The following is a 23,265-nucleotide window of genomic DNA, read 5'->3' as shown; positions in this document are numbered from 1 at the left end:
CATGGCAGCAAGTGACACCTTGCTGCTTTTTTGTTTTGATCACCCCATCAGTCTTCATAAAGGTGGGAACATGGCTCCTTCTAAAAAGTGGTGGAAAGAATCTGTCGTCTATCAAGTTTATCCGCGCAGTTTCATGGATTCAAATGGCGACGGTATGGGAGACCTCAAGGGTGTCATTTCTAAACTAGATTATCTTAAAGAACTTGGTATCGACGTTATCTGGATGAGCCCGATGTATAAGTCCCCGCAAGACGATAACGGTTATGACATCAGCGACTATCAAGACATTCATTTTGAATTCGGCACGATGCAGGACTTCGACACACTTCTTAAAGAAGTTCATAATCGTGGAATGAAGCTACTGATTGATCTTGTTATCAATCACACCAGCGATGAACATCCCTGGTTCATCGAATCTCGTTCTTCTAAAGACAATCCTAAAAGAGACTGGTACATCTGGAGAGACGGTAAAAACGGCAAAGAACCCAACAATTGGGAAAGTATCTTTGGTGGATCTGCATGGAAGTATGACGAACTAACGAATCAATACTTCATGCATATTTTCTCTGCGAAACAACCGGATTTAAATTGGGAAAATCTAGGGATGCGCCAAGAAGTCTACAAGATGATTCGTTGGTGGCTTGATAAAGGCATTGACGGTTTTCGCGTGGATGCCATCAGCCATGCCAAAAAAGAGGAGGGCTTGGCAGATATGCCAAATCCTCAAGGTCTAGAGTATGTGCCTTCTTACGATAAGCACATGAATGTGAAGGGCATCCAAGAATACCTGACGGATCTTTGTAAGAATACGTTCTCTCACTACGACATTATGACGATTGCTGAGGCAAACGGTGTTTCTGCTGAAAACGCAGATGAGTGGGTCGGGGAATCTCAAAAGAAGTTCAACATGGTTATTCAGTTTGAACATGTCGGTTTGTGGGATCCGAATCCAGAAAAGCGCATTGATCTTCTAAAAGTAAAAGAAGTTTTCGGGCGTTGGCAGCGCGAGCTTGATAATAAAGGTTGGAATGCACTTTTTGTAGAAAACCACGACGTGCCTCGCATTATTTCAAAGTGGGGGGATGCTAAGAACTACTGGCGCGAAAGTGCGACGTCGATTGCTTCCATGTACTTTTTGATGCAAGGAACCCCGCTTATCTATCAAGGGCAAGAAATCGGTATGACGAATACGATTTTTAATGGACCTGAGGATTTTAACGACGTCTCTGCAAAAAATCACTTCACTATTCGCAGAAAACAAGGGGCTTCGGATGCCGAGATCACTCTTGAACTCGCGAATGCTTCACGCGACAATGCACGCACGCCCATGCAGTGGAGTGCTGAAGCCAATGCGGGCTTTACCACGGGCAAGCCTTGGTTGAAGGTCAATCCAAACTACAAAGAAATCAACGTAGAAAATCAACGCAAAGATTCTAATTCTATCTTTAACTTCTATAAAAAATTGATCCAGCTTCGCCGCGAGCACCAGGTCTTTATCTATGGAAGCTATAAGCTGGTTATGGAGAAAGATCCGCAAGTGTACGCTTACGTACGAACTTTGGAGGGCGCAAAGATGCTTGTGATCAGTAATATTTCAGATAAACCGGCGAAGTTTAAAGAGCCGGGGATCGCTGTGAATTCGAAAGATATGCTGCTTGCCAATTACGAAGTGGCAGAACATGCCCACTTTGAGCAGATCGATCTTCGCCCGTACGAAACACGTGTTTACAAGATTTAATTTTTTCCAAGGGCCTACTTAGAAAGACTTTTTTCGATTCTTTCTAAGCGGGCTTTCATTTCCTGCAATTCTTTTTCTTTTTGCAAATTTTCTTTTTTCATTTGCTCAAGCTCGTGCTGTGTTTGCTGGGCTTGTGTTCTTAGATGGAAATTTTCTTCTTTGATCGAAGCAATTTCGCGATCCACTTTTTGGCTGTGGTTAGACCACTCAGCATAGAACTCTTGCAGGGCCTTGATAATAGGTGCGACAAAATTTGAGTAAGCGACAGATTTATTGCCATCGCGGTTGTTTTGGACAAGCTCGGGGTAAATCTTTTCAACTTCCTGAGCGATAAAACCAATTTGTTTGTCTTTGCTGCGACTTTCTTCTTTCCAGTGATAGGTCACCGGACGGATCTGAAGAATTTTATTCAATTCTTCGGGCATTGTTTGGATGTCTTTTTTCAATCTGACATCGGAAGCTTGAGTTAAAGTTCCTTTGAGCCATCCATTTCCTGCGGAAGTGATCGAGAGAAGAGTGGTGCCCGCTCCTACTGTGCCATTGAATAATGCAAAGGTACCATCCACTTCATGGGTCATGTGAATGTTATTAGAGCCGCCATCGTTACCTAACATAATCGCGGCATAACTATTTGCACTGGTAATATGAAGATGAGCAAGGGGATTGACCGTACCTAAACCTACAAAGCCCGCTGCAGGATCTGTGACTAAAGCGTATCTATTGGTGACAGTTCCGGCACCTGATGGCGCGCCGATAGAAATACCTCGCCATGTGTTTAATGTCACACCGGTGCCAACGACGGGGCCCTCGACATTCACGCCGCGTAGATTGTAAGGTGCGTTCGCATTGATATTAGCGTTTGCAGCCGTGATCAAAGCGTCAAACGAAGTCGGCACGCCCGTAGCTGCGGGATTTCTAACGTACTCGACACGAAGAACCTGGTTCGAGTTAGAATTCGCTGTACTAGAATCGATGTATTGGAAAAATCCAGCGCTATTGATATTGGTAGTTGCAGTGGATGTCGTATTCGTACCGATGACTTTATGAGTAGTGGCATTACCTGTAAGCAGGTTGCCAGCTATGTGGAAGGTCCCTGTCGGGTTGTTGGTACCAACACCAATAAGACCCGTGGAAGTGATTCGCATTCTTTCAGATGCCGTCGCGCCGGAACTTTTGTTTGTGTAAAAGACCATGGGTTGAGCGTTAAAGGTGCTAATGCTAAAAGGATTTGCTGACTTCGCTTCAAGATAAGTCACCGAGCCCGCTGGAGCGGACGTACCCCATGTGCCCAAGTAAACTGAATTCGTGCCTACAGCCGAAGTCAAAGAGGCCGCTCCTTCAGCATTGGTATTAGTGGCCATTATACCGTTCGAGGTGGTTGAGTTGAAACTGGCTTCAATTACCCGTGTTGGAGTAGCTGTTCCGACACCGACAGAACCATTTGAGTTCTGAATTGTCATGCGAGTGGTGCCGCCAGTTTCAAAGGAAAGATTGTAAGCATCGTTTGTGCCCATGGTAGCGTTGCCACCAAATGAGTTCCCACCATTTGCATAAAGAGCAGAGGAAGCATAGGTTGTACAACCCATAACTCCTGAAGCATCGAATGTAATAAGCTGTCCCGTCGCGCAGTTAAATTCACTCACCGCAGAACCGGTGCCGTTGCTAACAAGGAAGCGATCCGCCGTCAAAGTGCTGACGCCAGTACCGCCTTTAGAAACAGGGACAACCGGAAGTTGGGCCGTCGTCACACTTCCTGAAAGATCTGCAAACCCTAAAGTGGTATTTACCCAGTTTGTCCCATCATAGCGCAACGTCTGTCCTGCAGCATAAGCCGCTGGTGAAACGGATTTTCCTTTGATGCGATCGACACTCGTTGTGCTTGAAGTCCCGCTGACATCTCCCGAGAAAGTTGAAGACGTTCCTAATTTATTATTAAACGTATTCCAGTCTGTAGAACTCAAATAACCATTTGTGCTTGTATTTGCTTGTGAAATAGTGATGTTTGGAGTCGTTCCGCCACTTGAAGCCAGGGGCGCACTGGCAGTCACTGCTGTCAATGCTCCCGCTGTTCCTGTGCCATCACCGATTTTCACCCACGCAGAACCTGTGTCACGATAAAGAGTGTTGTCATCAGAGCCGATGTAAAGTCGGCCCGCTGTTCCTGCCGCAGGACGAGCTGCCACGGTTCCAGTTTGAACACTGGGAGTCGCACCCGCGTTTTGAACAGCGTCGGTCACACCGTAACCACTTAAAGTCGTCGGTTTTCCAGAAGTAATTTTTGACCAGTCTAAGTTAGGAATATCAGAGGCGGTAAGAGTGCTTCCTGACGTCACTCTTCCTTGCGCATCTGTAGTGACTTTTGCGTAAGTGCCGGCTGTCCCGGTATTTTTTAAAGTAACGGCACCATTTGCTGCCATCGTCGCATCACCACTGAGTGACACCGGCGCATATTGTGTTGAACCGTCATAAACTAAGAATTGCGCAGAAGTGGGAGCTGTTGCAGAAACACTGCGACCTTTGATTTTATCAACGCTTGTTGAATTGTAAGTGCCAGAGATGTCGCCGCTAAAACTTGAAGCCGTTCCTAGTTTGTTATTGAAAGTGGTCCAATCCGTCGAAGCTAAAAGTCCCGTGGTTGTGCCATTAGCGGTCGGGATAGCGGCATTGGCTGCCGAAGTCAGGCGGCCTTGTGCATCGACGGTGAATGTCGCAACCTGTGTCGCACTACCATAACTTCCTGCCGATACTGACGTGTTTGCTAATGAAATAGTTCCTGTTGTAGTAATTGTTCCGCCTGACAAACCTGTTCCGGCGATCACACTGGTGACAGTTCCTCCGGCATTACTATCACTTGCGGGTGCCCATTTTGTGCCATCGTATTTCAATACCTGACCAGAAGTTAACCCCGTCGTGTCGATGTCCACACCTTTGATCTTATTGACAGTCACTGCACCAATACTGCCGCTGACATCGCCGGCAACGGAAACATTGATCGACTGACATTGGAACGAGCTGCTGACAGAATTCCAATACGGAGTTTGATGGCTCGCGCAGTTGCCAGAACCCACCGCGGTATTAAATGCCGCTGTCGTTAAGTATGTTCCTAATGTGGTCGTCAGATTATTGACGTCGCTGATCGTGATGGCCGCACCTGCCCATGAGGTCCCGTCAAATTTGAAATATTGACCGTTTGATGGAGCGGCACTAGCAACAGCGGTATTTTGAATTTTTTGAACCGTCGGATTTGGATAACTACCGCTCAGATCGCCTCCAGCAGCTCCATTCGGAGGACGTGAGTTCGTGAATCTTGAATCATCACCGGCTGCGACAGTGCCCGCTGTTGTGCCAACATTTAAAGTCAAAGCCGGAGTCGAAACGCCGTTAGCGACGCTGAGATAAGAATTTGTCGAAGTCACGTTTGTGACGGTGCCACCACTAGCACCAGTGACAGCGGCACAAGACAATGAAGTTCCATTCCAGGTTAAGAACTCACTCGAGTTACACGTTGGAAGACCGGCTTTTAAAAGGAAATCCGAAGCAACGTTTGTCCCTAGTTTATTTGCGGAGTGAGAAAATGCCGAGTAGGGAACAGAGCGAATCACGTTGTCTGGTGAAATCAAACGCCAAGCCGTCCCGTCGTGAAATTGCACGCGCAAAAGACGTCCGTCCGTCTGAACCGCATTGTAAGTACTTGTGCTGTCTGAGCACGTGTAACCACTGCAAGCACCGCAGGTGAATGGTGATGAATTGTTAAATGCATCCAGAACCGTAAAACCGCCGCCGAGTGGATAGTTCACTCCGCCTTTACCAATAGGAACATCAAAGATCCCTTTGGAGTTAGCCATGTTCACACCAGTGACCTGCTCTTGATAAATCACGCAGTGACCGGAAGGGTCTGTGATTTGAAAGATAAAGCTGACGTTAGAATGTTCTAAAGGTGTGCCGTCCGTCTTCAGAATTCGCCCTTGAAAAGTCAGAGCGGACGGTGCTGCAAACGCACTTGAAGTAAACAACAATAAGAATAAAGAGGTAGCTATACCAACGACGTACCTGAGTCCCATGCCTTACTTATCGGAATCAAGACAAGGAGACATCATGAAGTGTTGGTCACAATTGGCGAATATGAGCGGCTTTCTATTCCGTGAACGACTGTATTGGAGACGAATTTTACTTCGGCAGCAAACGATCTAAAAGCTTACCAAAGAAAGATGGTTTTATGTGAATCCCACGCTTCTTGAGTTCTCCAAGCACTGTCTCGTTTTTGTATCGACGAGCCGCTTCGACGGCGGTCATATCGTCAAAGAAGGATTTTAGGTTGGGATCGGCTTTATTATCTAAAAGAAAAAGAGCGATATCAGTGTGACCTGCAGAGATCGCAGCGACGAGAGGTGTCGCTAAAATCTCGGGATGTTGATAATTGGGATTTACTCCATTTTCGATATGGTACCGCACAAGGTCCATATTCCCCGAAGAAGCTGCAGAGTACATTTCTTTCCAATCACCAGCTGACATATCAAAATCTTAAACTCAGTTGAATAATGGAGTAAACAGAATTCAACTTTGTGTCGGGCTATTTCTCACTGTGGAGATCCCGAATATTCCACGAGTTACCAGCCGCTTTCGGGTTTCATTGTCTAAAATTTCGTCAGCTGACTAAGCTTAAAACGCTTCTATAGGCCTCCTAAGAATGGCGCGCATTTCGCTAAGAAGGCGAATGTTCAGATATATCTAAAATGAAAGGTTTTGCTATGAAGAAGACTTTAGCTGTTCTTTTCTTGTTGATTGCTGGGAATATCGCACAGGCGGCTCCTTATTATACAGGCGTTGGTTGTAATGAAGAAGGCACTCGCTGCACCTTCGGAAAACCATCAGGTCGCGTTTCGAACTGGAGCAAAAAAGGAACGGTTCAAGAGCTTGGTGAGCGCTGTGAAAAATTCATCGCCAATATCGATGCACGTAAAAACGAAATCGCTAAAAGCCAAAGAATTGAACTGAAGTACAAGAACTTCACGTATCGTTGGACGAATGATGTTCAAGAAGATGGCCGTGCTAAAATCGTTTGTTCTGTTGAGTTGCACTCTGAACTTGCTGACGTGAAGTTTGACTCAAAGATCGTTAAAAAATTCTACTGGGTTTGTGAAAACAGAGATCAAGGTGGCGTTTGCGCGCATTATTTTGACGAATGCGAAGCCGCTCGTGATGAAGCTCTTCGTGATAGCTCGGTTTTAGATGCGACAATTTACCGTGGAGCCTCGTTGCTACAAGGTAGCATCTGTGAAATCGTCACTGTGAAAATGAAATAGTGTTTTACTATAGAAAAATAGAAAGGCGCCCCTTGAAGAAGGAGCGCCTTTTTTTATTTTAACGATAACTGCGATAGAAAATGGTGTTGTCCGTACCTCTGACAAAAACCATCACGTGTCCCGGAGCTGAAGAACTTGCGCCCGGACCCGAAGTTAAAATGCCGCCCAAGCTTTCCCAATTAGACCAGCCAGATTGAAACCATTTGTGATAAAGAGCGCTGTCACCGCCCCGAACAAAGACATCTAAGCGGCCGTTGCCCCAAGAAGCAACATCAGGTGACGACGTTAGATATCCTCCTAAGGACTCCCACACAGACCAGCCACTGCTTGTGTACCAGATGTGCCAAAGAGCATTGTCAGTTCCGCGCACGAAAACATCCAAGCGGCCGTTAGCCCATGCGGCAGCTGCTGGGTCCGAAGTTAAAATTCCACCTAAGGATTGCCAAGCGCTCCAGTTGTTCGCGATATAGGATTTGCGCCATAAAGCATTGTCGGTTCCGCGAACAAAGACGTGCAAGCGATTGCCTGACCAAGCGGCTGATGCCGGGCCTGAATTCGCCGCAAGAGTTCCACCTAAAGAAATCCACGGTCTCCAACTATTAGATCTAAAAGTGCGTTGCCAAAGAGCTCCGTCAAGGCCGCGCGCAAAAACATCAATACGTGATCCATGACAAGTCGCTGACGGAGAGGATGTTAAAACTCCTCCTAGTGAAACCCATGCCGCCCAGTAGTTGCCATTCCAGTAGCGCATCCATAACGCGTTGTCTCCGCCACGAACAAAGACAAAAGTTTTATATCCTGAAAGTGAGCACGCTGCGGGATCAGATGTGGCCATTCCTCCAATGGATGTCCAGTCCGACCATGCGGGTGGTTTAGGATCTTCGTGTTTATCGCGGATGACAGAGCTGGGATCTTGAACCGCATGAGTTGAAAATGACAACAATAAAAGTAAAGCCGTGAACAAGGTTAAACGCATTTTTCCTCCGTATTTTTTTCGGTAAAGTTTTGGTGGTCTGAAGATTTAAACAGGAAAAAAAAGACGATGACTAGAAAGGCAAAGTCGAGCTGTCAAAATTCTGAGGTCGAAAATGGATGACACAATAACAATGAGTCCTGCGGTCGCGATTCAAGTTGTACTGCAAGTCGTGGAGAAGCCGTTATTGCAGAAGTGGCGTATGTCGCTTATGGGACGCGCGAAACACCTCAAAAAGGTCAACTGCGTGGTGAGGTCTATAAGCACACCTCTGACGACCTTATCGTGGGAAATCCCTATGTTCTTACCGGGTCTTCCTATATGGAGTACGGAGTGAAGGCAAGCCTGACTGGAAAAACAGAGAATATCGCGGCTCTTTGTCAGAAGTTGGGCTATAAGAATGGTAACTATTCGGGTTACGCAGACGCCTCTAAATACAATTCCTATTTCAACCCAAGAAACGGAATGTTTGAAGTCGGCGAGTTCACTACATTAAGAGTGCGTGCGATTTTATGCAGTAATAATAAAATCGACGTCCTCGGCGGAGAATAAAAAAAGCCCGGGTCCTCCGGGCTTTTTTTTTTAGTAACCTTGAATATCTAACAAATCGCAATCCGAGAACATCATTGGAACCACGACAATACTTTCTCCGCCAGCCAAGACGAACTCGATGCCGTAGGAAATAACGCCTTTAGCATCTACAACTCCTGAACCATAGATATTAGATGGTGAGGAATTGCTACCGTAGTTTTCATCCATATATTCACGGGCATAACCAACGGCTTCAGCTTCGCATTTGTTTTGCGCGAACGAAAAAAGGGGAGAAAGTAGCAGGGTGCTAGCGATGATCCATTTCATGACGGCTCCTTTATTTGTTGGCACTGGTATAGCGACTTTTAGAATCTGAAGCCAGCTTGCAATGGAGGCTTAGAAAATCTTCCCTGTTTCTAAAAGGATAAGAATCAAAAAAAACTTGCTGTTTTGTCCGCCTTGTCCAAAGATGATGATTCTTAAGGACCTTCATGACTGCGACCTTGCGAAACTTCGAACTTTGGCTTCTGAAATTTCTCACTTTCTTTGGCGGCTGTTTTTTCTGTTTTTATCTGCAATCGCATTTTAAATGGACGCCTGTCGTTGCGGCTTCTTTAACGGGTCTTTTGGGTACTTTTATCCCTGATACTAAACGCATAGAGGGTGCCCACATTCACGCCCTGGTCTATACGGGAGCCTTTGTTGCCATGGGTTCTCGAGTTGTCGATGCAGGGTTGTGGCAGATTTTATTGGTGTCGGTTGTCGGCAGTACAATTTACTTTTGCTTGGGGGCTCGTTTTAAAGGTTTGGGCGGTCGTCTGGGCTTCATAGCTTTTGTGTCTTCTTTGTTGGGAATCGCACTGAGGTATTGGTTGTGATTCTTTTAACTGTGATCTTGGTTTCTATTTTGGGTGCGCAAACAACCTTTTATCTTATTCATGAAAAGCGGATCTCTACAGTGCGAGCATCGAGCGGTCCCACTTTGCTTTTTGCCTTGATAGTCAGTCTATGGCCGCAGACCTTTGTAACGACACTACAGGCCGCCTTCTTCGGGGCGACCTTTGTGGGTATGACAGATAAATCTAGAATGGGTAAAAAAAGAGTTTTGATTTCCAGCGTGATCTTTGCATTGATTTATTCATTTCTAGTTCCGATGGTCAAAGATGTTGGCGGAGGGTTGGGGGCCGCGGCCTTTGTCTCTTGCGCCGTTGTATTTCTTTTAGCAAAAGCGGTGCGTTTAAAGTCATAGACGTCTTTACAAGCACTACGAGACCCTGTGTCACGAGCGTCCATTTGACTGTGAGGCGAAAGCTTTTTAGCCTTAAGCGATGACATCTTTCACCCGCCAAATTCAATGGATCGAACAAAACTTTCGCGAAATCAAACCTTCTGCCGAAGTCGCGTTGGATATGAAGTACGCGACGAACGATAATTTCATGAACAAAAATGTTTATGAAAATTTCGCTCGTTGTTTTGTTTCACCGTTGGCCTACGACATGTTCATGAAGGCCTGTGAGGTGCTTCGCAAGAATCATCCGAGTCTGCAGTTTCTTATTTGGGACACGCTTCGTCCACGCAGCATTCAAGCGCTCTTTTACAGTCATCTTGAAGGGACGCCTTTTCAAAACTATGTGGCGGCTCCTTACCCCGGGTCCTTACATAATTTTGGAATGGCAATGGATCTGACGTTGCAAACCAAGGATGGCCAGCAACTGGATATGGGAACGGGCTTTGATGATTTCAGGGACCTCGCGCAACCCAAGCTGGAAGAAAAATTTCTGGCTTCAGGAGAGCTGAGCCAAGAACAACTGAAAAACCGACGACTTTTGCGTGAGCTTCTAGAGACTCAAGGCTTTAAAGTTTTAGAACACGAGTGGTGGCATTTTAATGCGCTACCGAAAGAGAAAGTGCACGGCCAGCATCCGATTTTAGAGTAATTACCTGAGGGGACCTCTGAACTGCGGTCATGAAGATTCCCCTTGGTCTAGGAAAAGTTCAGCTCTTCTTCAAAGTTCCAACATTACAGGCTTCTTTTCGTAAACTGGGCATCAATCCTAAATCTGTGGAGATGAAGAATGATGCGAAGTCTTGCGGCCCTCAAAGACCGTGTTGTAAAACTCTATGAAATAATTAAAGAACTCGATCAGATGCCAATGCGAAACCTTCGCGGCGATTTCTACGAATCTGAAGAACCTAAAAAAATAAAACGTGCGCCTCGCAAAAACAATGTGCGCGTTGAAGACCTGAGACCTCAAGTTCGTGAGGATTGATTTCTAATAATCCACGGAGCAAGCGTCGACGCGGAAGACTCGAGCCGTGGTGGCCGTAGGCGTTTGCACTTGTGTGATGACTGAGCCTGCCTCTTTCATTCCAAAGTCAGCATCGACGAAAACACTGTAGCCCTCTTGCGACTTGCAAGCAGACTGTACAAAAATCTGCTGGCTTTCCGGATACACACTGGCAATGTCGTGTTCGCATTGGCTGACTTGAAAGCCTGCGCGGTTTCTCGAAAAATCCGCAAAAAGGGTTTCGACTTTATAGCGTCCAAATCCAAACGGGTCGGGACGATACACGCCGATTTCTTCAAGCTTATTATTAAATGAAATACGCAATTCATCAATGGAGGCTTGCCCATTGGGAAGCCGAATTTGACACTTCCAAATAGTGGCGTAAGAAGACGCAGAGATAAGAAACGTGAGTGCGAAAGTTATTAACAACTTCATACTGAATCCTTTCTAAAACCCTGCATTTTTTTGAAACCTAAGGCGAAATCGCTTTGTAAGCACCTTTGCGAAGGTTGATGCCGTATTCAAGATAGGCTTTCATCGCGCAAATCATCTGCGACCAGCCCATGCAATTTCCAAATGCCGCTTTCATGCCTTCGGGGGATTCACTCCATCCGAGTTCAGTGACGGTGACTTTAGTTTCTTTGGCATTTAAAGGCTCAAAGACAAATTCAACGCGGTTGTCTTTTCCACCTTCTGCAGAACCCCATTCAAAAACAATCAGCTTATCTTTCAAAACATTTTTAGTGCGCACGGGGAATGCGCCAGGAAAATCTGCGAACTCCCACTGCACCGTACTTCCTTCTTCCAAAGGCCCTGTCGCTCCCGCAGTGATGAAATAGCCGCTGAGTTTCGTCGGATTGTAAACAGCATCAAAAACTTCAGCGACGGGCTTTTGGATAATGATCCAAGTTTCAAACTTTGGGGCGACCATAGCAGGCTCCTTAGGGTTGGTTTTGATAGCGAATCTGTAGAGAGCAAGCCGATTCGCCATGATTTATGATTGAGTAAACTCCATTCTCTGTCAAACCCACAGCATCGAACATTAACACGCTGTCATTTTGGGGCGTTAATATCTCAATCTGTCCTTGGCAGTTTCCGTCGACGACTTTAAACACCGCATACTGATTTTGTGGGGGATATACATTGTTATCGGCATCTCCATACGCACTTAAATGCTTTACACAAGTTCCTGCGGCGATTTCTGGATCTGTGCAATCATTCGTGTCCGCTAAAACGGGACTTGCCATCAAAGCCACTGCAGCGAGCAAAGCGTAGGAAAGAATTTGTTTTTTCATAAGGGCCTCCTTTTTCTTTGGGTCCATGAGTTTGTAAAATTAGATAGCAATGACGTTGCCAAAAGGTGAAAGTCTCTTGAGAGATTTAAGTGGTTTTGACGGTGAAGGTGTTGGAATTTCGACAGCCTCAAGTGCCGAGGCCCCGGTAAGTGACGGTTTGCCGACAGGTCCGTAAAGTTTCAGAATGAAATGGTCGAGGTGAAACTCAAAATAGTCCTCTTGCGTAATTTCTATCGGCATAATTTTAAAAAGCCCTTAAGACGTTGCAGGAGGGGATGCGATGGATGCTAATCACTTGGCTTCATTTTTAGATCAGATTATTTGTGGGGATGCTTTAGAAACACTTCAGAAAATCCCGGATTGTTCGATTGATCTTGCCGTGACGTCTCCTCCTTACAATTTAAAAAACTCTTCTGGGAACGGTCTTAAAGACGGTCGTGGGGGAAAGTGGTCCAAGGCCGCGTTGTTAAAGGGTTATCCCAATCATGACGACAATATGCCTCACACGGACTACGTTAGATGGCAAAGAGCCGTGATCGCTGAGACCTTGCGCACGTTGAAATCTGACGGGGCCCTTTTCTACATTCATAAGTGGCGTGTGCAAAATGGGGTGCTACAGGACAGACAGGATATCGTTAGTGGGTTTCCAGTAAGGCAAATTATCATTTGGCAAAGAGCGGGTGGTATTAATTTTAATCCCGGTTATTTTCTTCCCACCTACGAAGTGATTTATTTGATCGCTAAACCCGAATTTAAGCTTTCACCTCAAGCCAATGCCTGTGGCGATGTCTGGAGTTTCTCTCAAGAAATGAACAACGATCATCCGTCGCCATTTCCATTAGCTCTCGCGGAAAGAATTATTTCTTCCACGGAAGCCAAAACCATTCTTGATCCTTTTATCGGCTCGGGGACGACAGCAGTGGCTGCGAAAAAACTGGGACGACAGTACATCGGAATCGACATCGCGCAAGAATACTGTAAGGTGGCAGAAGAGCGCGTCCGTGATTTCAATATCAGTAAGATCGATCCTTTCAAAAACAAACTGGTTTCTACAAAGGGCTCTCAGTCGCGCGAGGCCAGAAAGATCATCGAAGAAAGAAATCTTTCCTTCTTCGATGATTTGGATAAGTCCGCGGAAAACGATCCTGAAATTTCTCTGTAGAGTTACATATCCTCAGACTCCTTTTTTCCAAGCATGATCGTGCTAAGAAAAAAAGGAGATCTGGATGGAGACTTCATCTCAACAATCGCAACCCTCTCAACAGCCGTCAAAAGAAACCATGGAAGTGGGAAAAAAACTTGTCGAGCTTTGTAAGCGCGGCGACAACATGAAAGCTATCGACTGGCTTTATTCTGAAAACATCGAAAGTAAAGAAGCGGCGTCCATGCCCGGCATGCCAGCGCAGATGCGCGGGATCGAAGCAATTCGCAAAAAAAATATGGAATGGGACGAGCAAATGGAGGTTCATTCCATGGATGTCTCGGGACCCTATCCTCACGGCGATCGCTTTGCGGTTCACTATAAATTGGATGTATCAGAGAGAAAGTCAGGCAAGCGCTGGCAAATGGAAGAGGTCGCCCTGTACACTGTCTCTAACGGCAAAATCGTAAAGGAAGAATTCTTCTATACGATGTAAACGATTTAAGGGGCTCAGGGCCCCTTTGTCTGCGTGCGGCGAAAGAGGCTCACGGAACAAAGACTCATTAGATTTTCATTTGCCGCTTAAAGGTTGAAATCCAAGCGATGTTCTGAAAAAAGAGCCCCATGAAAATCATTGCGCTGTTTCTTTCTTTAGGTCTTATTTCCACCTCGTCATCAGCTATCGCCATGAGTTTGAATGATCTGACAGTTCTTCTGCCTTTACCTCAAGAAAGCGAAATGTCCTTGATGTTAAAGCCTCAAGACAAAGGTGCTCAAGGGGCTCTCCTTTCAAAAAAAACGTATCAAGAAATCGTGCAACTGGTTCCTGAGGTTCCCAATCACATTATCTGGAAACAAGCCTTGCAGGTCGTCGGTGTGCGCATTGATCCTTGTTTTACAGAAGGGGAGGGACCTCTGCCCTGCCGACGTCAAATTCGCTTGGTGTGGCAGCCGGTGTTTCATGAAGAGGGTGTTGTTGACACTCGCGATGCCGCGATTCACAGCTTTTACGAATTTGACGATGAATCCTTTAAGAAAGTATGGCAGGCTTGGCAGAAACTTTCTTCGGGCTCAAGCCAAGATGCTTTGCAAATCCATCCGCGTTTGAAAAAAGAAGGTCTTCACGGTGCTTACTGGAAATATCTTCGTTCTTTGATTCTAAATTTCTGCGGCGAGAATAATTTAATCCGTATGACGGCAATGAATGTGATGGCTGGAGAGCAGCTTTGGATTTTTTCTGGCTTTGATGTTATCAATGGTCAAGCTAAACCCATGGCGATTCCGCGCATCCGTGGTCAAACACAAGGCGTGATTCAAAGCTCGTCGCAGTTCCAAAGTTTTTCAGGCGGAATGATGCCTGCTCCTGAAGAGCACGACCCTGAATTTTCAAAGCTGACCGCTGATTCGTGGACCGCAAAAAAGAAATTCACGGAAGCACAAATCCGTGAGGTCTTAGGGCGTGCTTTAGAATATGAAAATCCAGAACGCCATAACCCAGGCACGATTGATTGTGCGAGTTGCCACCTAGCGAACATGGTTCATCAATGGGGTGAGGTGAACTTTGCGCAATTTAATTGGAACTCTGATTTTAAAGAATCGAAATTCCAAAGTGCTTGGAATCTGACGAATCCGACAAAGACCACAATTAAAACAAATCAGCTTCGCGCCTTTGGATATTTCACAAATGTGCCAGCCATCTCGCAACGTGTGATCAACGAAACAGCACAAACGGCAATTTATTTTAAACTGCAAAAATAATCAGCGCGCGACCCCAGATTCGTAGGCTTTACGAATCTCGCGACCGCAGAGGTAAGAGGCCCATCCGGAACCGATTTCATTCCCACCGGAAGGAACTTCGTTTCGAGAAATGATTCCGTACAAAGTTTTGGAAGCATTGACCCAAGGATAAAATCCGAAAAGTCCGGCACTGCTAAAGCTGCCGTCACCGGCGTCGTCATCTTCCACCCAATGCCCATAGGAATAGTGCCAAGCCACTGGGATGGGACTTGAGACCGCCGTCGGGCACACAGAGGGAAGAGTGCAGGTGGAGTTGGCTCCCAAGTAGGTTCTCATCAGAAGTTGATTGTTTAAGATCTTCTGCAGAAAGAGTGCGTAGTTTGCCGCATTGGTATTTATGCCACCAGCCATTTGGGGAGAAGAAAAGGTGATGTCGAGATCAGAACCTAGCAGACTTTGAAATTCCGTACGAAGCTGCGCACGAGTCAAAGCGCCCATCCCGTTGTCCACAGCCCACTTCTGAAAATGGCCACCGTTATAAAAATATTTATTATCGTTAGCCGCCGTGTACTGAGAGTTCGTTCCGACATTCGCGCATTGTTGAACCGTATTTGTTCCGATGCAGGAAAGATTTCCGAAATTAGTGTATCCTGCCAGCATTCTTAAAGACTTCTCTGTTGCGGCATCGAAAGTGCCATTGAGCTTTTGAACGACATAAGCGCCAAAAATCCACTTGGTCGCAGAGGCGATAGGCATCGTCGTGCTTCGTGTGACCGAGGAATTTCCTGTAGAGCCGGAAGCCAAGACGGATGTGCCGTTACCGATCTCCCAGTAAAAGGGAAAGATCGCCGTGCAATTGGCATTGGTTGTTGCAGTAGTTTGAGCAGCAGAAACTTTTGATTGCTCTGTCGGTTCGGAAGCAAACTCCGGCACCGTGCCATCGCCTTTGCAACTGCACAAAAGAAATACGAAAACTGTCAAAATAACAGTGAAGTGTCTCATCTCTATAATTATTGAAGTTCAAAGGGGTTTCGTCAAAAGTAATTTGGCTCACAGAATCTTAGGGTCCTATAATAAAAGGATGCTAGAAACCATCATTTACAGCCTCATACTTATTGCCTGTTTGCTCTTGATGTTTTTTAAACCGATCTCAAAGTACACTTTGAGTTCTCGCTATATTGACTACGGTATTGGGACCGTCGTATTGATTATCCTTTTTATCGTGGTTATTGCGACCTATGTTTCGCCCGCGATGATCGAAGAAGATCTAGCGAAGGAACCCTGTGGTTCCGCGACACCTCAAGGTGTGTGTTACAGTCTGGATCACGGTCTTTGTCAGTCTTTATGGCAAAAAGCGCGAGGAGATTGTCAGATTGAGATGTCAGATCTAATTAAAAGTCGTCCAACGGGACTTATAGGCCCTGGATTGAATCGCTGTAGCGCGCGCAAAATGGACAAGGCAATTCGCTATAATCGTGCTAAAACAGAAAGCGCCTACTGCAAGGCTTATTTTAAATACATTGAAGAAGTAAATGGACACTAACAAAACTCCGTATGAACTTTTAGGTGGTGAAGAGGTTCTTCGCCGCATTGTGAAGCGCTTTTATCAAATAATGGACACTATGCCTGAAGCCAAAGGCGTGCGAGACATGCACCCTGGAAATCTTCAAGGGAGCGAAGATAAGCTCTTTATGTTTTTAAGTGGGTGGCTGGGAGGTCCCAGTCTTTTCATTGAGAAGTACGGTCATCCCCGCATGCGCGCGCGACACATGCCTTTTAAAATCGGAAAATCAGAACGCGACCAGTGGATGCTTTGCATGGTGCAGGCTTTTGAAGATGAAAATGTTCAAGAACCTTTGCGTTCGGAACTTCTTCATTCGCTGTTACGACTGGCCGATCACATGCGGAACCAAGAAGAGAATTAATTAATGGTACGGAACGTATCTTCCCACTAACTTACTTATTGAGCGAATCAATTGTTTTGCTTCGACAGGCTTTGCTAAGTGTTCGTTAAAGCCTGTATCCAAAGCCTTTTTGTGATCGTCTTCGTGGGCGTAGGCAGTGAGGCAAATGGCTTTTACGTTACCACCCATTTCGGCGGGCAGGCGACGAATCATGCTAATAAGTTCGTAGCCGTCCTTTTCTGGCATTCCAACGTCACTTATCAGCACATCCGGTTTAATTTTGATGAGTAGCTTAAAGGCTTCCGTGGCTGCGGAAGTGACAGTGGCTTCTGCCCCGGCTTTTTTCAAAATCGTACGAATCAGCGCCTGAGCATCTGGTTGGTCGTCGACAACGAGAATTTTTAATCCTTTCAAGGGAAGACGTGAAGAGACATGTCCTTCAGCATCTTTAACCGGCGGAATAAAGGGCAGTCGCAAAGCGGTGATTGGAAACGTGGCTGTAAAGGTCGCGCCGGTTCCTTTGCCTTCGCTGTGAACGTGAATAGTTCCTCCGTGGGCTTCTATCAAGTTCTTCGTGATAGCGAGTCCGAGTCCCAAACCACCAAACTTTCTAGTCGTCGTCGAGTCTTCCTGACGGAAGCGCTCAAAGACGTAGGGTAAGAATGCCGGATCTATACCTTTACCGGAATCGCGAACCGTGAGAACAACGTTGGAACCTTTTTTTTCAAGCTTCACCAAGATTTTCCCATGGCGGGGAGTGAACTTGACGGCGTTAGAAAGCAAGTTCCAAAGAATTTGTTGAAGTCGCGTGGGGTCACCCGAAACGTAACACTCACCGCAGTTCACTTCATTCACGTCAATGTTTTTCGCGCTCGCCGCGGGCAGTATGGACTCGACGGCCATGGCGACGATTTCTGCCAGGTCGACGACTTCAAGATGCAATTGAACGCGACCCGTAATGAATCTCGAGACATCCAGAATGTCACTGACAATGTGAACCTGGGCTTTTGTATTTCGATAAATGGCTTCGATCGACTTTTGCTTTTCATTTTCATTCAGTTCATTGCCGTAAAGCAGCTCGCTATGACCAAGTATCACGTTCATTGGTGTGCGGAGTTCATGAGAGATCGTCGCTAAAAATTCGTCCTTCAACCGATTGGCTGTTTGTGCTTGTTCGTAAAGAATTTGTTTTTCGGAAGCTTCCTTCTTAAGTTGCATATTGACGATGGCCAGTTCTTCGGTGCGTTGTTGAACTTTGACTTCAAGTTCTTTTGAAAGTCGGGTGAGATCTTCTTCTGCCCAACTGCGTAAAATAAAAAGACTGATGTGTTTGGATATATCATCCAATGTTTCTAGCAAGCGTTTATCGGGGGACATTTTTTCCGTGTGGAAGAAGCAAAGAGTACCGATGGTGTCATTATCGAACAAGGGGCAATAAACCAGGGATTGAAATCCGGCGGCTTCGACCATCTTAGAGCGAGGGTAGTCCGAGTTCTTAAGAGCAGAAGTAATGTGAACAGGTTGATTAGCACCTTCCGTTTGCGGGAAGAGCCCTTTGTCTTTAGGTAAAAAAAGCTGATGACTGATATTGCGGAACTTGTCGCGAAGTTCAGCGTCATCACTCCAGTTATCAGTGTAGTAGAAATTTTGACGTCTCTTATCCGTCAGCCACAGTTCCACAAGAGGCCATTTCAATCCCATCCCTAGAGTTTCAAGAAGGCGGGGCACAGCGGCCTTTAAATTGTTTTCTTCGGTCAAAATTCGAGTGATTTGATATTGTAAAAGGCTGAGCTGATCTTCATGTTTCTTTTCGGTGACATCGCGAAGAAAGGCGCCAAAGATCAAATCATCTTTGCGACGGATCGGATAAACAGTCAGTTCAACCATGATGCTAATGCCAGATTTGTGCTTCGCGGGCACTTCAATGCGCTTATTGATGATGGGACCTTCTCCTGTTAAGCGAAAGCGATCTAAACCCTGCAAGTGAGCTTTATGATAGTCATCTGGAATGATGACGTCTGTCAGACGCTTTCCAATCACTTCTTCGCGAGCCCATCCGAAAGTCTTTTCTGCTTGGACATTCCATTCCCGAATCAGACTGTTTGGGTCGATGGCAATAAATGCGTCATTGGCAGAATTTAAGATGGCGCGCGTACGCTCTTCAGAAGCTTTTAGCTCTTCTTCGCGAAGCCTTCGTTGATCAATTTCTCGTTGAAGATGCGCTTCCGAACGGCCTTTTAAAAGGCCCACCGCGATGCTGACGGCAGGAAAGGTGAGTCCCCAGCTTAAAAGTCGTTTCTGCATGTCCTCCTGCAAATCAATCACTGAGTGAAGCGTGCTGTAGTAGTAGCCCAAGTAAAGCCATGCCAATAAACTTGTGATAATCCCGGGTTTAAAACCGCCATAGAAACAAGAAAGAATAACGATTAAGACAAGAAAGGGAGCGGGGTTGGGAATTTCCCAGGGGGTGTAGCGCGTGAAATAGATAAACGTAGCAAGAAATGCGACACACAAGGGACCGACCAGATAGAATCCGACACGTTTTGTTTTTTCGGTGAACTTTATTTTCATGGGGACCTCGAAGCCTGTCCTGGCTTTAAATATCTGACGGATCAGAGGGCCCAAGTAGGAAAAAATGAAGTATTAATAAATAGTCATTCAAACAAGAATTTGATTTGCCGAATGGCAACTAGTCCATCATATCCATGCGTTCGAGATCGCGCTGCATTTGGAAAAGATAGTTATTTTCTCCATCCGGATCTTTGGAATACTCTTTAAATTCTTTGAGTTTTTCTTGATTAGCGCGGTTCCAGTTTTCGTCGCTGAATGGGCGCACGTACCGGCCAGAAATATCGTACTGTTCTGCGATTGTCGCATCCATCATCACCGGCATCTTTGGATCATGGAGAGTCATACGTCTTTTCCATTCTTGCAGTGGCACGGCCTTTTTCTCCATAGATGGGTCGATGATGTAAGGCACATCTTTGCCATTTATTCGGACCATCACGAGCGGGGCGACGTGAAATTTCCAGCGTCGTTTGTCCTTGCCGTTAGGATGCGGTATTTCAAGGCGCGGAGACTTATTCTCGTCTACGGATGCAAACATCTTTAAAGGCCGAATTCCTTTTAAAAGCATCAAACGTGACATCTCATGAGCACGCTCTTCGCAGCCGGCAATGGCAAAATCAAAGGGAATTTCAGTGTGTGACTGCATTTCTTTAAACAAAGTTTGTGCTTCGACCTCTGAAAGGGCCGTCACATCTTTTCCCTGATACTTCGTCGCCTGGGCCGAAGAAGGAGTTAAAGCGGAGGAAGCACATGGGCGAGATTCTGAGCGATTGACGTGCTTTAAAGTCGTATCTAAGCCTTTTACAAAAGAATGCAGATCGTCCTGGGCGAACGCGAGCGAGAACTGGAAAAAAACAAGAAGAGCCAAGATGACTTTCATAGCTCTTCTTATCGGCGGAATGCCCTGGAATTTTCAGCAGATTCAAAGGGAACTGGACTTAAGAGCGGCCGCGAATTTTCTCTAACTGAGCCACTTTTTCAAGCAGATTGTCACAGAGCTCTTTTTTCTGCTTGGGACTTAATGTTGTCAGTACCCGAGTTAGCAGAGATTTCAACTGAGCTTGATAGTTTTTCACGGCCTCATTGTATTCTGGAAGATTATAGGCGTCGGGCTGCTGCGAGAACCTGGCAACAAAGTTTTTAAGCTCTTCGGGTTGAGTTCGCTTTTGCATGAACACGTGAAAGACATGCTCGCGGTTTTTAATTTTGAGTTCGGCTGGATACGGGGACTCTTTCAAGTGTTTTTCGATCAAAGCGGTTTGTTCATCGGAAAGATCTCCAATGAACATTTCAAAATATTTGAAATAGCGCTTCTTCTGGTTTTTTTCGTATTTCCTGGATTGAATGTCTTTTAAATCATCTTCATTCTTTTCTTTAAAGGACTTTTGAAAGTAGCTCAGCTGCTCACCATCTGTAGAGGCGATAAAGTCGACGGCCGTCTTAGAAAAATGAGACGTGAAGTGTTCTACATTTTTCATCACAAGATCAAATGCCGTATTGACTTTATGCTCATCCAGCGCGTTATTCGCGACGTCTTTTTCTAACTGCTTAGCACTGTCAATCCATTGTGGAAGAACGTCGCTTTTGATTTTTTTGAAGTCACCTTGAAGTGATTTTTTAAGATTTTTGCTTTGCTCAGAAGAAATATCGAAATAGTCATCCACACGGCCGGCAATAAAGGTGTCTGCCCAGTTCACGGCAATATCCATACGGGCACAGGCAGAGACGCTGACGGCACACGCAATTAAAATGAATCTTTTCATTCTTGTTTTCGGCTGGCGAGTTCGTCAAATGGGGCGAATGCTTGGAAGAAGGACTCGGTTTACGAAGAAACTCCTTCCAAAAATTTTAACAAATCTTTCTTTGCCGGGGAAAAAAGGCAGGAAAAGCCAGACCTCCGTTGGGCCTAGCGGCACTTTTCTGCATTCCATGCTTTAAGTTCAGCCGATGTCGAATCCGAAGCGTCAAAATGGCGGGCTTCATCAAAGGTCCAGACGAAGTCTCTGACGTAGTTATTGTAACGGTTCACGTAATGAAGGCCATCACAAATGCCTTCTAATCCCTTGTCCGATACATACCAATTCTCATGTGTGCCTATGACAACAGTCTGTTGCTGGCGCATATCCTGGCACTTGTATTCACAAGTCCATTTGCGTTTGGTGCCATACCAGGTTTTTTTGTAATAGATGTACTTCTTTGAATAAGGGTCGGCGATACAATGGCAAGCCAAAGCGCTGGAGCTATAAGCTTGAAACGCGGTGAAAAAAGCAAAAAGAATCAAACTCCAGCGACGCATAAGGCCTCCTGGAAGAAAGTCAAAGCAAGTCCTATTCCGCTTAATAAACGGATTAGAGGCTATGAAGTGTTTGAATCTTTGACAGGGGACCAAATAGGCCTCAGCGTGCTTAGTCGGCTAGAATCTTTTCGCCTTTTCTGCCGGCGCGATGGTGCAAATGGTGCGCATCATGAGAGGCGATCAATGAGCTCGCAAGACCTGCAGCGCGATCTAGAAGTTCCTCAGCAGACTCAATAAGTGCCTGACTTTTTTGGACGTAACGAACATTGCGTTCCATATTTTCCATGCTCCAGCCCAAGGAGTGTGCGATGAACGGGAATGGTGGAAGATGAAAACCTAATTCTGAGAAAAAGCCCATCATCTGGCCTGCAACAGCCTGAACATTGTCTTGTCCGCCGGTGATGATAAATCCCGCGACTTTATTGCAGATGAGCTGATTGTTGTGGGTGGTGATTTGGTTTTGAATGCAGTTCAGTCGCTCCGCCAATTTATAGTAAAGCGAGCTTGCCGATCCCCAACGAATCGGAGTCGCCACAAGGATCACATCAGCCCAATGAACAATATCCTCATACACTTTTTCGAGTTGGTCATGGGGATCCATCTGCGTGATGGAGCAAGGCCATGTGCAAGCCCTGGCAGCCTTGGAATAAAATCCTTCACAGTGACGAAACTGTAAATCGCGCAAAGTGTGAAGATGAGTTTCGTAACCTTTGTTTTGAGCATATTTCAAGGCGGCATCTAAAAGAAGCTCTGAAGTCGAAACCCGTGGATTCTTTGAATCCATGACGGTGGTTGAAATCCCCATAATACGCAACGGACCACCAACACGCTCTGGTGTGCGGGCCAAAGGATGAGGTGCGTGAGGTTCCATGTGGCGAGGTGATGCAGGATTAAGATCAACCCAAAGGTCGTCATCGACCTCTTTCACGGAGTAGCTGGCAACCTTATCGCATTCAAATCCGGGTTCGCCTTCGCCGGTTTGATAATGGAACTTGTAGTAGTGCCAAGGGCAGACGACGTAATCACCTTCCAGACGCCCTTCACCTAAGGGACCGCCAACGTGATTGCATGTCCCGGAAATCGCACTGAATTTATTGTCACGGTATATCAATGCGATTTTTGTTTTACCCACCTCCACTTGTTGAAGAGGTTTGGTTTTCAGGTCAGAAAGAGCGCCAACGCGATGCCAGTTCGAAGTCATGGCCTATTTCAAACAAAATATTTTGTTAAAGCAAGGGATTTCAAATTTGCAAGTGTTTAGGTGAAACTGGATTTTAACAACAATGATAGTATTTATTCGGATTTTCAGAGGAGGAAGTGCTGATTGAAAAATGGCTAACCGAACGCTGTCGGTAAGTTCATCTTTGTGTTAACACTTTGGGGGTGTTGTCCTGATATATTGGTGGAACACAATGTGGACCAGAAATATAGGTGATGATTGCTCGCGATTTCATACATCAGCATGATGAAGATGTTCGAGCGGAGGAATGA

The 23,265-nt window shown here is 45.9% G+C and carries 26 protein-coding genes; 13 read left to right on the top strand and 13 right to left on the bottom strand.

The window, feature by feature from the left end:
- Positions 1–70 precede the first annotated feature (70 nt).
- Positions 71–1,738 (top strand): glycoside hydrolase family 13 protein, encoded by a 1,668-nt coding sequence (locus tag AZI87_RS00825; protein WP_063206505.1) that lies wholly within the window; start codon positions 71–73, stop codon positions 1,736–1,738.
- Between the two features lie 14 nt (positions 1,739–1,752).
- Here the strand turns inward: AZI87_RS00825 and AZI87_RS00820 are convergent, their stop codons facing one another.
- Positions 1,753–5,799: a tail fiber domain-containing protein gene (locus AZI87_RS00820; protein WP_063204559.1), complete on the bottom strand. Its 4,047-nt coding sequence runs from the start codon at positions 5,797–5,799 to the stop codon at positions 1,753–1,755.
- Between the two features lie 106 nt (positions 5,800–5,905).
- Complete coding sequence (locus AZI87_RS00815) at positions 5,906–6,250, bottom strand: ankyrin repeat domain-containing protein (RefSeq protein ID WP_063204558.1); 345 nt, start codon at positions 6,248–6,250, stop codon at positions 5,906–5,908.
- A gap of 236 nt (positions 6,251–6,486) precedes the next feature.
- On the opposite strand from AZI87_RS00815, the gene AZI87_RS00810 reads away from it, so the two are divergent.
- Complete coding sequence (locus AZI87_RS00810; RefSeq protein WP_063206504.1) at positions 6,487–7,041, top strand: hypothetical protein; 555 nt, start codon at positions 6,487–6,489, stop codon at positions 7,039–7,041.
- A gap of 58 nt (positions 7,042–7,099) precedes the next feature.
- Here the strand turns inward: AZI87_RS00810 and AZI87_RS00805 are convergent, their stop codons facing one another.
- Positions 7,100–8,017 (bottom strand): hypothetical protein, encoded by a 918-nt coding sequence (locus AZI87_RS00805; protein WP_063204557.1) that lies wholly within the window; start codon positions 8,015–8,017, stop codon positions 7,100–7,102.
- Positions 8,018–8,209: 192 nt separating this feature from the next.
- On the opposite strand from AZI87_RS00805, the gene AZI87_RS00800 reads away from it, so the two are divergent.
- Entirely contained in the window at positions 8,210–8,566 is a 357-nt protein-coding gene (locus tag AZI87_RS00800; protein WP_063204556.1) for a hypothetical protein, read from the top strand.
- 30 nt (positions 8,567–8,596) lie between these two features.
- On the opposite strand, the gene AZI87_RS00795 is transcribed toward AZI87_RS00800, so the two are convergent.
- On the bottom strand, positions 8,597–8,872 hold the full coding sequence (locus AZI87_RS00795; protein WP_063204555.1) for a hypothetical protein: 276 nt from the start codon (positions 8,870–8,872) through the stop codon (positions 8,597–8,599).
- Between the two features lie 164 nt (positions 8,873–9,036).
- On the opposite strand from AZI87_RS00795, the gene AZI87_RS00790 reads away from it, so the two are divergent.
- The 4 genes from AZI87_RS00790 to AZI87_RS00775 all read left to right on the top strand — a co-directional run bounded on the left by AZI87_RS00790 (position 9,037) and on the right by AZI87_RS00775 (position 10,815).
- Positions 9,037–9,423, top strand: a complete 387-nt coding sequence (locus AZI87_RS00790; RefSeq protein ID WP_063204554.1) for a hypothetical protein — start codon at positions 9,037–9,039, stop codon at positions 9,421–9,423.
- Positions 9,420–9,794: a hypothetical protein gene (locus tag AZI87_RS00785; protein ID WP_063204553.1), complete on the top strand. Its 375-nt coding sequence runs from the start codon at positions 9,420–9,422 to the stop codon at positions 9,792–9,794. Before AZI87_RS00790 ends, AZI87_RS00785 begins: the two co-directional genes overlap by 4 nt.
- Before the next feature lie 79 nt (positions 9,795–9,873).
- Positions 9,874–10,482, top strand: a complete 609-nt coding sequence (locus AZI87_RS00780; protein ID WP_063204552.1) for a M15 family metallopeptidase — start codon at positions 9,874–9,876, stop codon at positions 10,480–10,482.
- Between the two features lie 138 nt (positions 10,483–10,620).
- Positions 10,621–10,815: a hypothetical protein gene (locus AZI87_RS00775; protein WP_063204551.1), complete on the top strand. Its 195-nt coding sequence runs from the start codon at positions 10,621–10,623 to the stop codon at positions 10,813–10,815.
- 3 nt (positions 10,816–10,818) lie between these two features.
- On the opposite strand, the gene AZI87_RS00770 is transcribed toward AZI87_RS00775, so the two are convergent.
- The 3 genes from AZI87_RS00770 to AZI87_RS00760 are packed head-to-tail and all read right to left on the bottom strand — an operon-like array spanning position 10,819 to position 12,128.
- The gene (locus AZI87_RS00770; protein ID WP_063204550.1) at positions 10,819–11,268 is read right to left on the bottom strand and encodes a hypothetical protein; all 450 of its coding nucleotides are present in this window, start codon (positions 11,266–11,268) and stop codon (positions 10,819–10,821) included.
- A 37-nt stretch (positions 11,269–11,305) separates the two neighbouring features.
- Positions 11,306–11,764, bottom strand: a complete 459-nt coding sequence (locus AZI87_RS00765) for an SRPBCC domain-containing protein (protein WP_063204549.1) — start codon at positions 11,762–11,764, stop codon at positions 11,306–11,308.
- Between the two features lie 10 nt (positions 11,765–11,774).
- Positions 11,775–12,128 carry a hypothetical protein gene (locus AZI87_RS00760; RefSeq protein ID WP_063204548.1) on the bottom strand — a complete coding sequence of 118 codons (354 nt, stop codon included), beginning with the start codon at positions 12,126–12,128 and terminating at the stop codon, positions 11,775–11,777.
- A gap of 49 nt (positions 12,129–12,177) precedes the next feature.
- Between AZI87_RS00760 and AZI87_RS18325 the strand changes: the two genes are divergently transcribed.
- The 4 genes from AZI87_RS18325 to AZI87_RS00745 all read left to right on the top strand — a co-directional run bounded on the left by AZI87_RS18325 (position 12,178) and on the right by AZI87_RS00745 (position 15,027).
- Positions 12,178–12,303, top strand: a complete 126-nt coding sequence (locus tag AZI87_RS18325; protein WP_301335606.1) for a hypothetical protein — start codon at positions 12,178–12,180, stop codon at positions 12,301–12,303.
- A gap of 105 nt (positions 12,304–12,408) precedes the next feature.
- Complete coding sequence (locus AZI87_RS00755; RefSeq protein WP_063204547.1) at positions 12,409–13,290, top strand: DNA-methyltransferase; 882 nt, start codon at positions 12,409–12,411, stop codon at positions 13,288–13,290.
- Positions 13,291–13,354: 64 nt separating this feature from the next.
- Positions 13,355–13,765, top strand: a complete 411-nt coding sequence (locus tag AZI87_RS00750; protein WP_253696291.1) for a nuclear transport factor 2 family protein — start codon at positions 13,355–13,357, stop codon at positions 13,763–13,765.
- Between the two features lie 128 nt (positions 13,766–13,893).
- A complete protein-coding gene (locus tag AZI87_RS00745) occupies positions 13,894–15,027 on the top strand; it encodes a hypothetical protein (RefSeq protein WP_063204546.1) in 1,134 nt (377 codons plus the stop codon).
- On the opposite strand, the gene AZI87_RS00740 is transcribed toward AZI87_RS00745, so the two are convergent.
- Positions 15,028–16,008 carry a hypothetical protein gene (locus AZI87_RS00740; protein ID WP_063204545.1) on the bottom strand — a complete coding sequence of 327 codons (981 nt, stop codon included), beginning with the start codon at positions 16,006–16,008 and terminating at the stop codon, positions 15,028–15,030.
- Positions 16,009–16,087: 79 nt separating this feature from the next.
- Here AZI87_RS00740 and AZI87_RS00735 point away from each other — a divergent pair, with 79 nt between their 5' ends.
- Together AZI87_RS00735 and AZI87_RS00730 are read left to right on the top strand one after the other, a co-directional pair.
- Positions 16,088–16,549, top strand: a complete 462-nt coding sequence (locus tag AZI87_RS00735; protein WP_063204544.1) for a hypothetical protein — start codon at positions 16,088–16,090, stop codon at positions 16,547–16,549.
- Positions 16,539–16,931, top strand: coding sequence for a group II truncated hemoglobin (locus tag AZI87_RS00730; RefSeq protein WP_063204543.1), 393 nt, complete (start codon positions 16,539–16,541; stop codon positions 16,929–16,931). The genes AZI87_RS00735 and AZI87_RS00730 overlap by 11 nt, the downstream gene beginning before the upstream one ends.
- On the opposite strand, the gene AZI87_RS00725 is transcribed toward AZI87_RS00730, so the two are convergent.
- From AZI87_RS00725 to AZI87_RS00705, 5 genes are all read right to left on the bottom strand, one after another.
- The gene (locus AZI87_RS00725; RefSeq protein WP_063204542.1) at positions 16,932–19,481 is read right to left on the bottom strand and encodes a hybrid sensor histidine kinase/response regulator; all 2,550 of its coding nucleotides are present in this window, start codon (positions 19,479–19,481) and stop codon (positions 16,932–16,934) included.
- A 118-nt stretch (positions 19,482–19,599) separates the two neighbouring features.
- Complete coding sequence (locus AZI87_RS00720; RefSeq protein WP_063204541.1) at positions 19,600–20,358, bottom strand: protein-glutamine glutaminase family protein; 759 nt, start codon at positions 20,356–20,358, stop codon at positions 19,600–19,602.
- A 58-nt stretch (positions 20,359–20,416) separates the two neighbouring features.
- Positions 20,417–21,241 (bottom strand): DUF6279 family lipoprotein, encoded by an 825-nt coding sequence (locus AZI87_RS00715; protein ID WP_063204540.1) that lies wholly within the window; start codon positions 21,239–21,241, stop codon positions 20,417–20,419.
- A gap of 143 nt (positions 21,242–21,384) precedes the next feature.
- Positions 21,385–21,774, bottom strand: coding sequence for a hypothetical protein (locus AZI87_RS00710; protein ID WP_253696289.1), 390 nt, complete (start codon positions 21,772–21,774; stop codon positions 21,385–21,387).
- Between the two features lie 109 nt (positions 21,775–21,883).
- Positions 21,884–22,975, bottom strand: coding sequence for a Rieske 2Fe-2S domain-containing protein (locus tag AZI87_RS00705; protein WP_063204539.1), 1,092 nt, complete (start codon positions 22,973–22,975; stop codon positions 21,884–21,886).
- Between the last annotated feature and the right edge of the window lie 290 nt (positions 22,976–23,265).

The sequence above is a fragment of the Bdellovibrio bacteriovorus genome (assembly GCF_001592745.1).
GTDB lineage: Bacteria > Bdellovibrionota > Bdellovibrionia > Bdellovibrionales > Bdellovibrionaceae > Bdellovibrio > Bdellovibrio bacteriovorus_B.
The sequence above is the reverse complement of the archived record's forward strand: the minus strand, read 5'-3'. Positions and strand labels throughout refer to the sequence as shown.

Coding starts and splice junctions, on each gene's coding strand:
- AZI87_RS00825 (WP_063206505.1), top strand. CDS start 71: ATGGCTCCTTCTAAAAAGTGGTGGAAAGAATCTGTCGTCTATCAAGTT.
- AZI87_RS00820 (WP_063204559.1), bottom strand. CDS start 5,799: ATGGGACTCAGGTACGTCGTTGGTATAGCTACCTCTTTATTCTTATTG.
- AZI87_RS00815 (WP_063204558.1), bottom strand. CDS start 6,250: ATGTCAGCTGGTGATTGGAAAGAAATGTACTCTGCAGCTTCTTCGGGG.
- AZI87_RS00810 (WP_063206504.1), top strand. CDS start 6,487: ATGAAGAAGACTTTAGCTGTTCTTTTCTTGTTGATTGCTGGGAATATC.
- AZI87_RS00805 (WP_063204557.1), bottom strand. CDS start 8,017: ATGCGTTTAACCTTGTTCACGGCTTTACTTTTATTGTTGTCATTTTCA.
- AZI87_RS00795 (WP_063204555.1), bottom strand. CDS start 8,872: ATGAAATGGATCATCGCTAGCACCCTGCTACTTTCTCCCCTTTTTTCG.
- AZI87_RS00790 (WP_063204554.1), top strand. CDS start 9,037: ATGACTGCGACCTTGCGAAACTTCGAACTTTGGCTTCTGAAATTTCTC.
- AZI87_RS00780 (WP_063204552.1), top strand. CDS start 9,874: ATGACATCTTTCACCCGCCAAATTCAATGGATCGAACAAAACTTTCGC.
- AZI87_RS00775 (WP_063204551.1), top strand. CDS start 10,621: ATGATGCGAAGTCTTGCGGCCCTCAAAGACCGTGTTGTAAAACTCTAT.
- AZI87_RS00770 (WP_063204550.1), bottom strand. CDS start 11,268: ATGAAGTTGTTAATAACTTTCGCACTCACGTTTCTTATCTCTGCGTCT.
- AZI87_RS00765 (WP_063204549.1), bottom strand. CDS start 11,764: ATGGTCGCCCCAAAGTTTGAAACTTGGATCATTATCCAAAAGCCCGTC.
- AZI87_RS00760 (WP_063204548.1), bottom strand. CDS start 12,128: ATGAAAAAACAAATTCTTTCCTACGCTTTGCTCGCTGCAGTGGCTTTG.
- AZI87_RS18325 (WP_301335606.1), top strand. CDS start 12,178: ATGACGTTGCCAAAAGGTGAAAGTCTCTTGAGAGATTTAAGTGGTTTT.
- AZI87_RS00755 (WP_063204547.1), top strand. CDS start 12,409: ATGGATGCTAATCACTTGGCTTCATTTTTAGATCAGATTATTTGTGGG.
- AZI87_RS00750 (WP_253696291.1), top strand. CDS start 13,355: ATGGAGACTTCATCTCAACAATCGCAACCCTCTCAACAGCCGTCAAAA.
- AZI87_RS00745 (WP_063204546.1), top strand. CDS start 13,894: ATGAAAATCATTGCGCTGTTTCTTTCTTTAGGTCTTATTTCCACCTCG.
- AZI87_RS00740 (WP_063204545.1), bottom strand. CDS start 16,008: ATGAGACACTTCACTGTTATTTTGACAGTTTTCGTATTTCTTTTGTGC.
- AZI87_RS00735 (WP_063204544.1), top strand. CDS start 16,088: ATGCTAGAAACCATCATTTACAGCCTCATACTTATTGCCTGTTTGCTC.
- AZI87_RS00730 (WP_063204543.1), top strand. CDS start 16,539: ATGGACACTAACAAAACTCCGTATGAACTTTTAGGTGGTGAAGAGGTT.
- AZI87_RS00725 (WP_063204542.1), bottom strand. CDS start 19,481: ATGAAAATAAAGTTCACCGAAAAAACAAAACGTGTCGGATTCTATCTG.
- AZI87_RS00720 (WP_063204541.1), bottom strand. CDS start 20,358: ATGAAAGTCATCTTGGCTCTTCTTGTTTTTTTCCAGTTCTCGCTCGCG.
- AZI87_RS00715 (WP_063204540.1), bottom strand. CDS start 21,241: ATGAAAAGATTCATTTTAATTGCGTGTGCCGTCAGCGTCTCTGCCTGT.
- AZI87_RS00710 (WP_253696289.1), bottom strand. CDS start 21,774: ATGCGTCGCTGGAGTTTGATTCTTTTTGCTTTTTTCACCGCGTTTCAA.
- AZI87_RS00705 (WP_063204539.1), bottom strand. CDS start 22,975: ATGACTTCGAACTGGCATCGCGTTGGCGCTCTTTCTGACCTGAAAACC.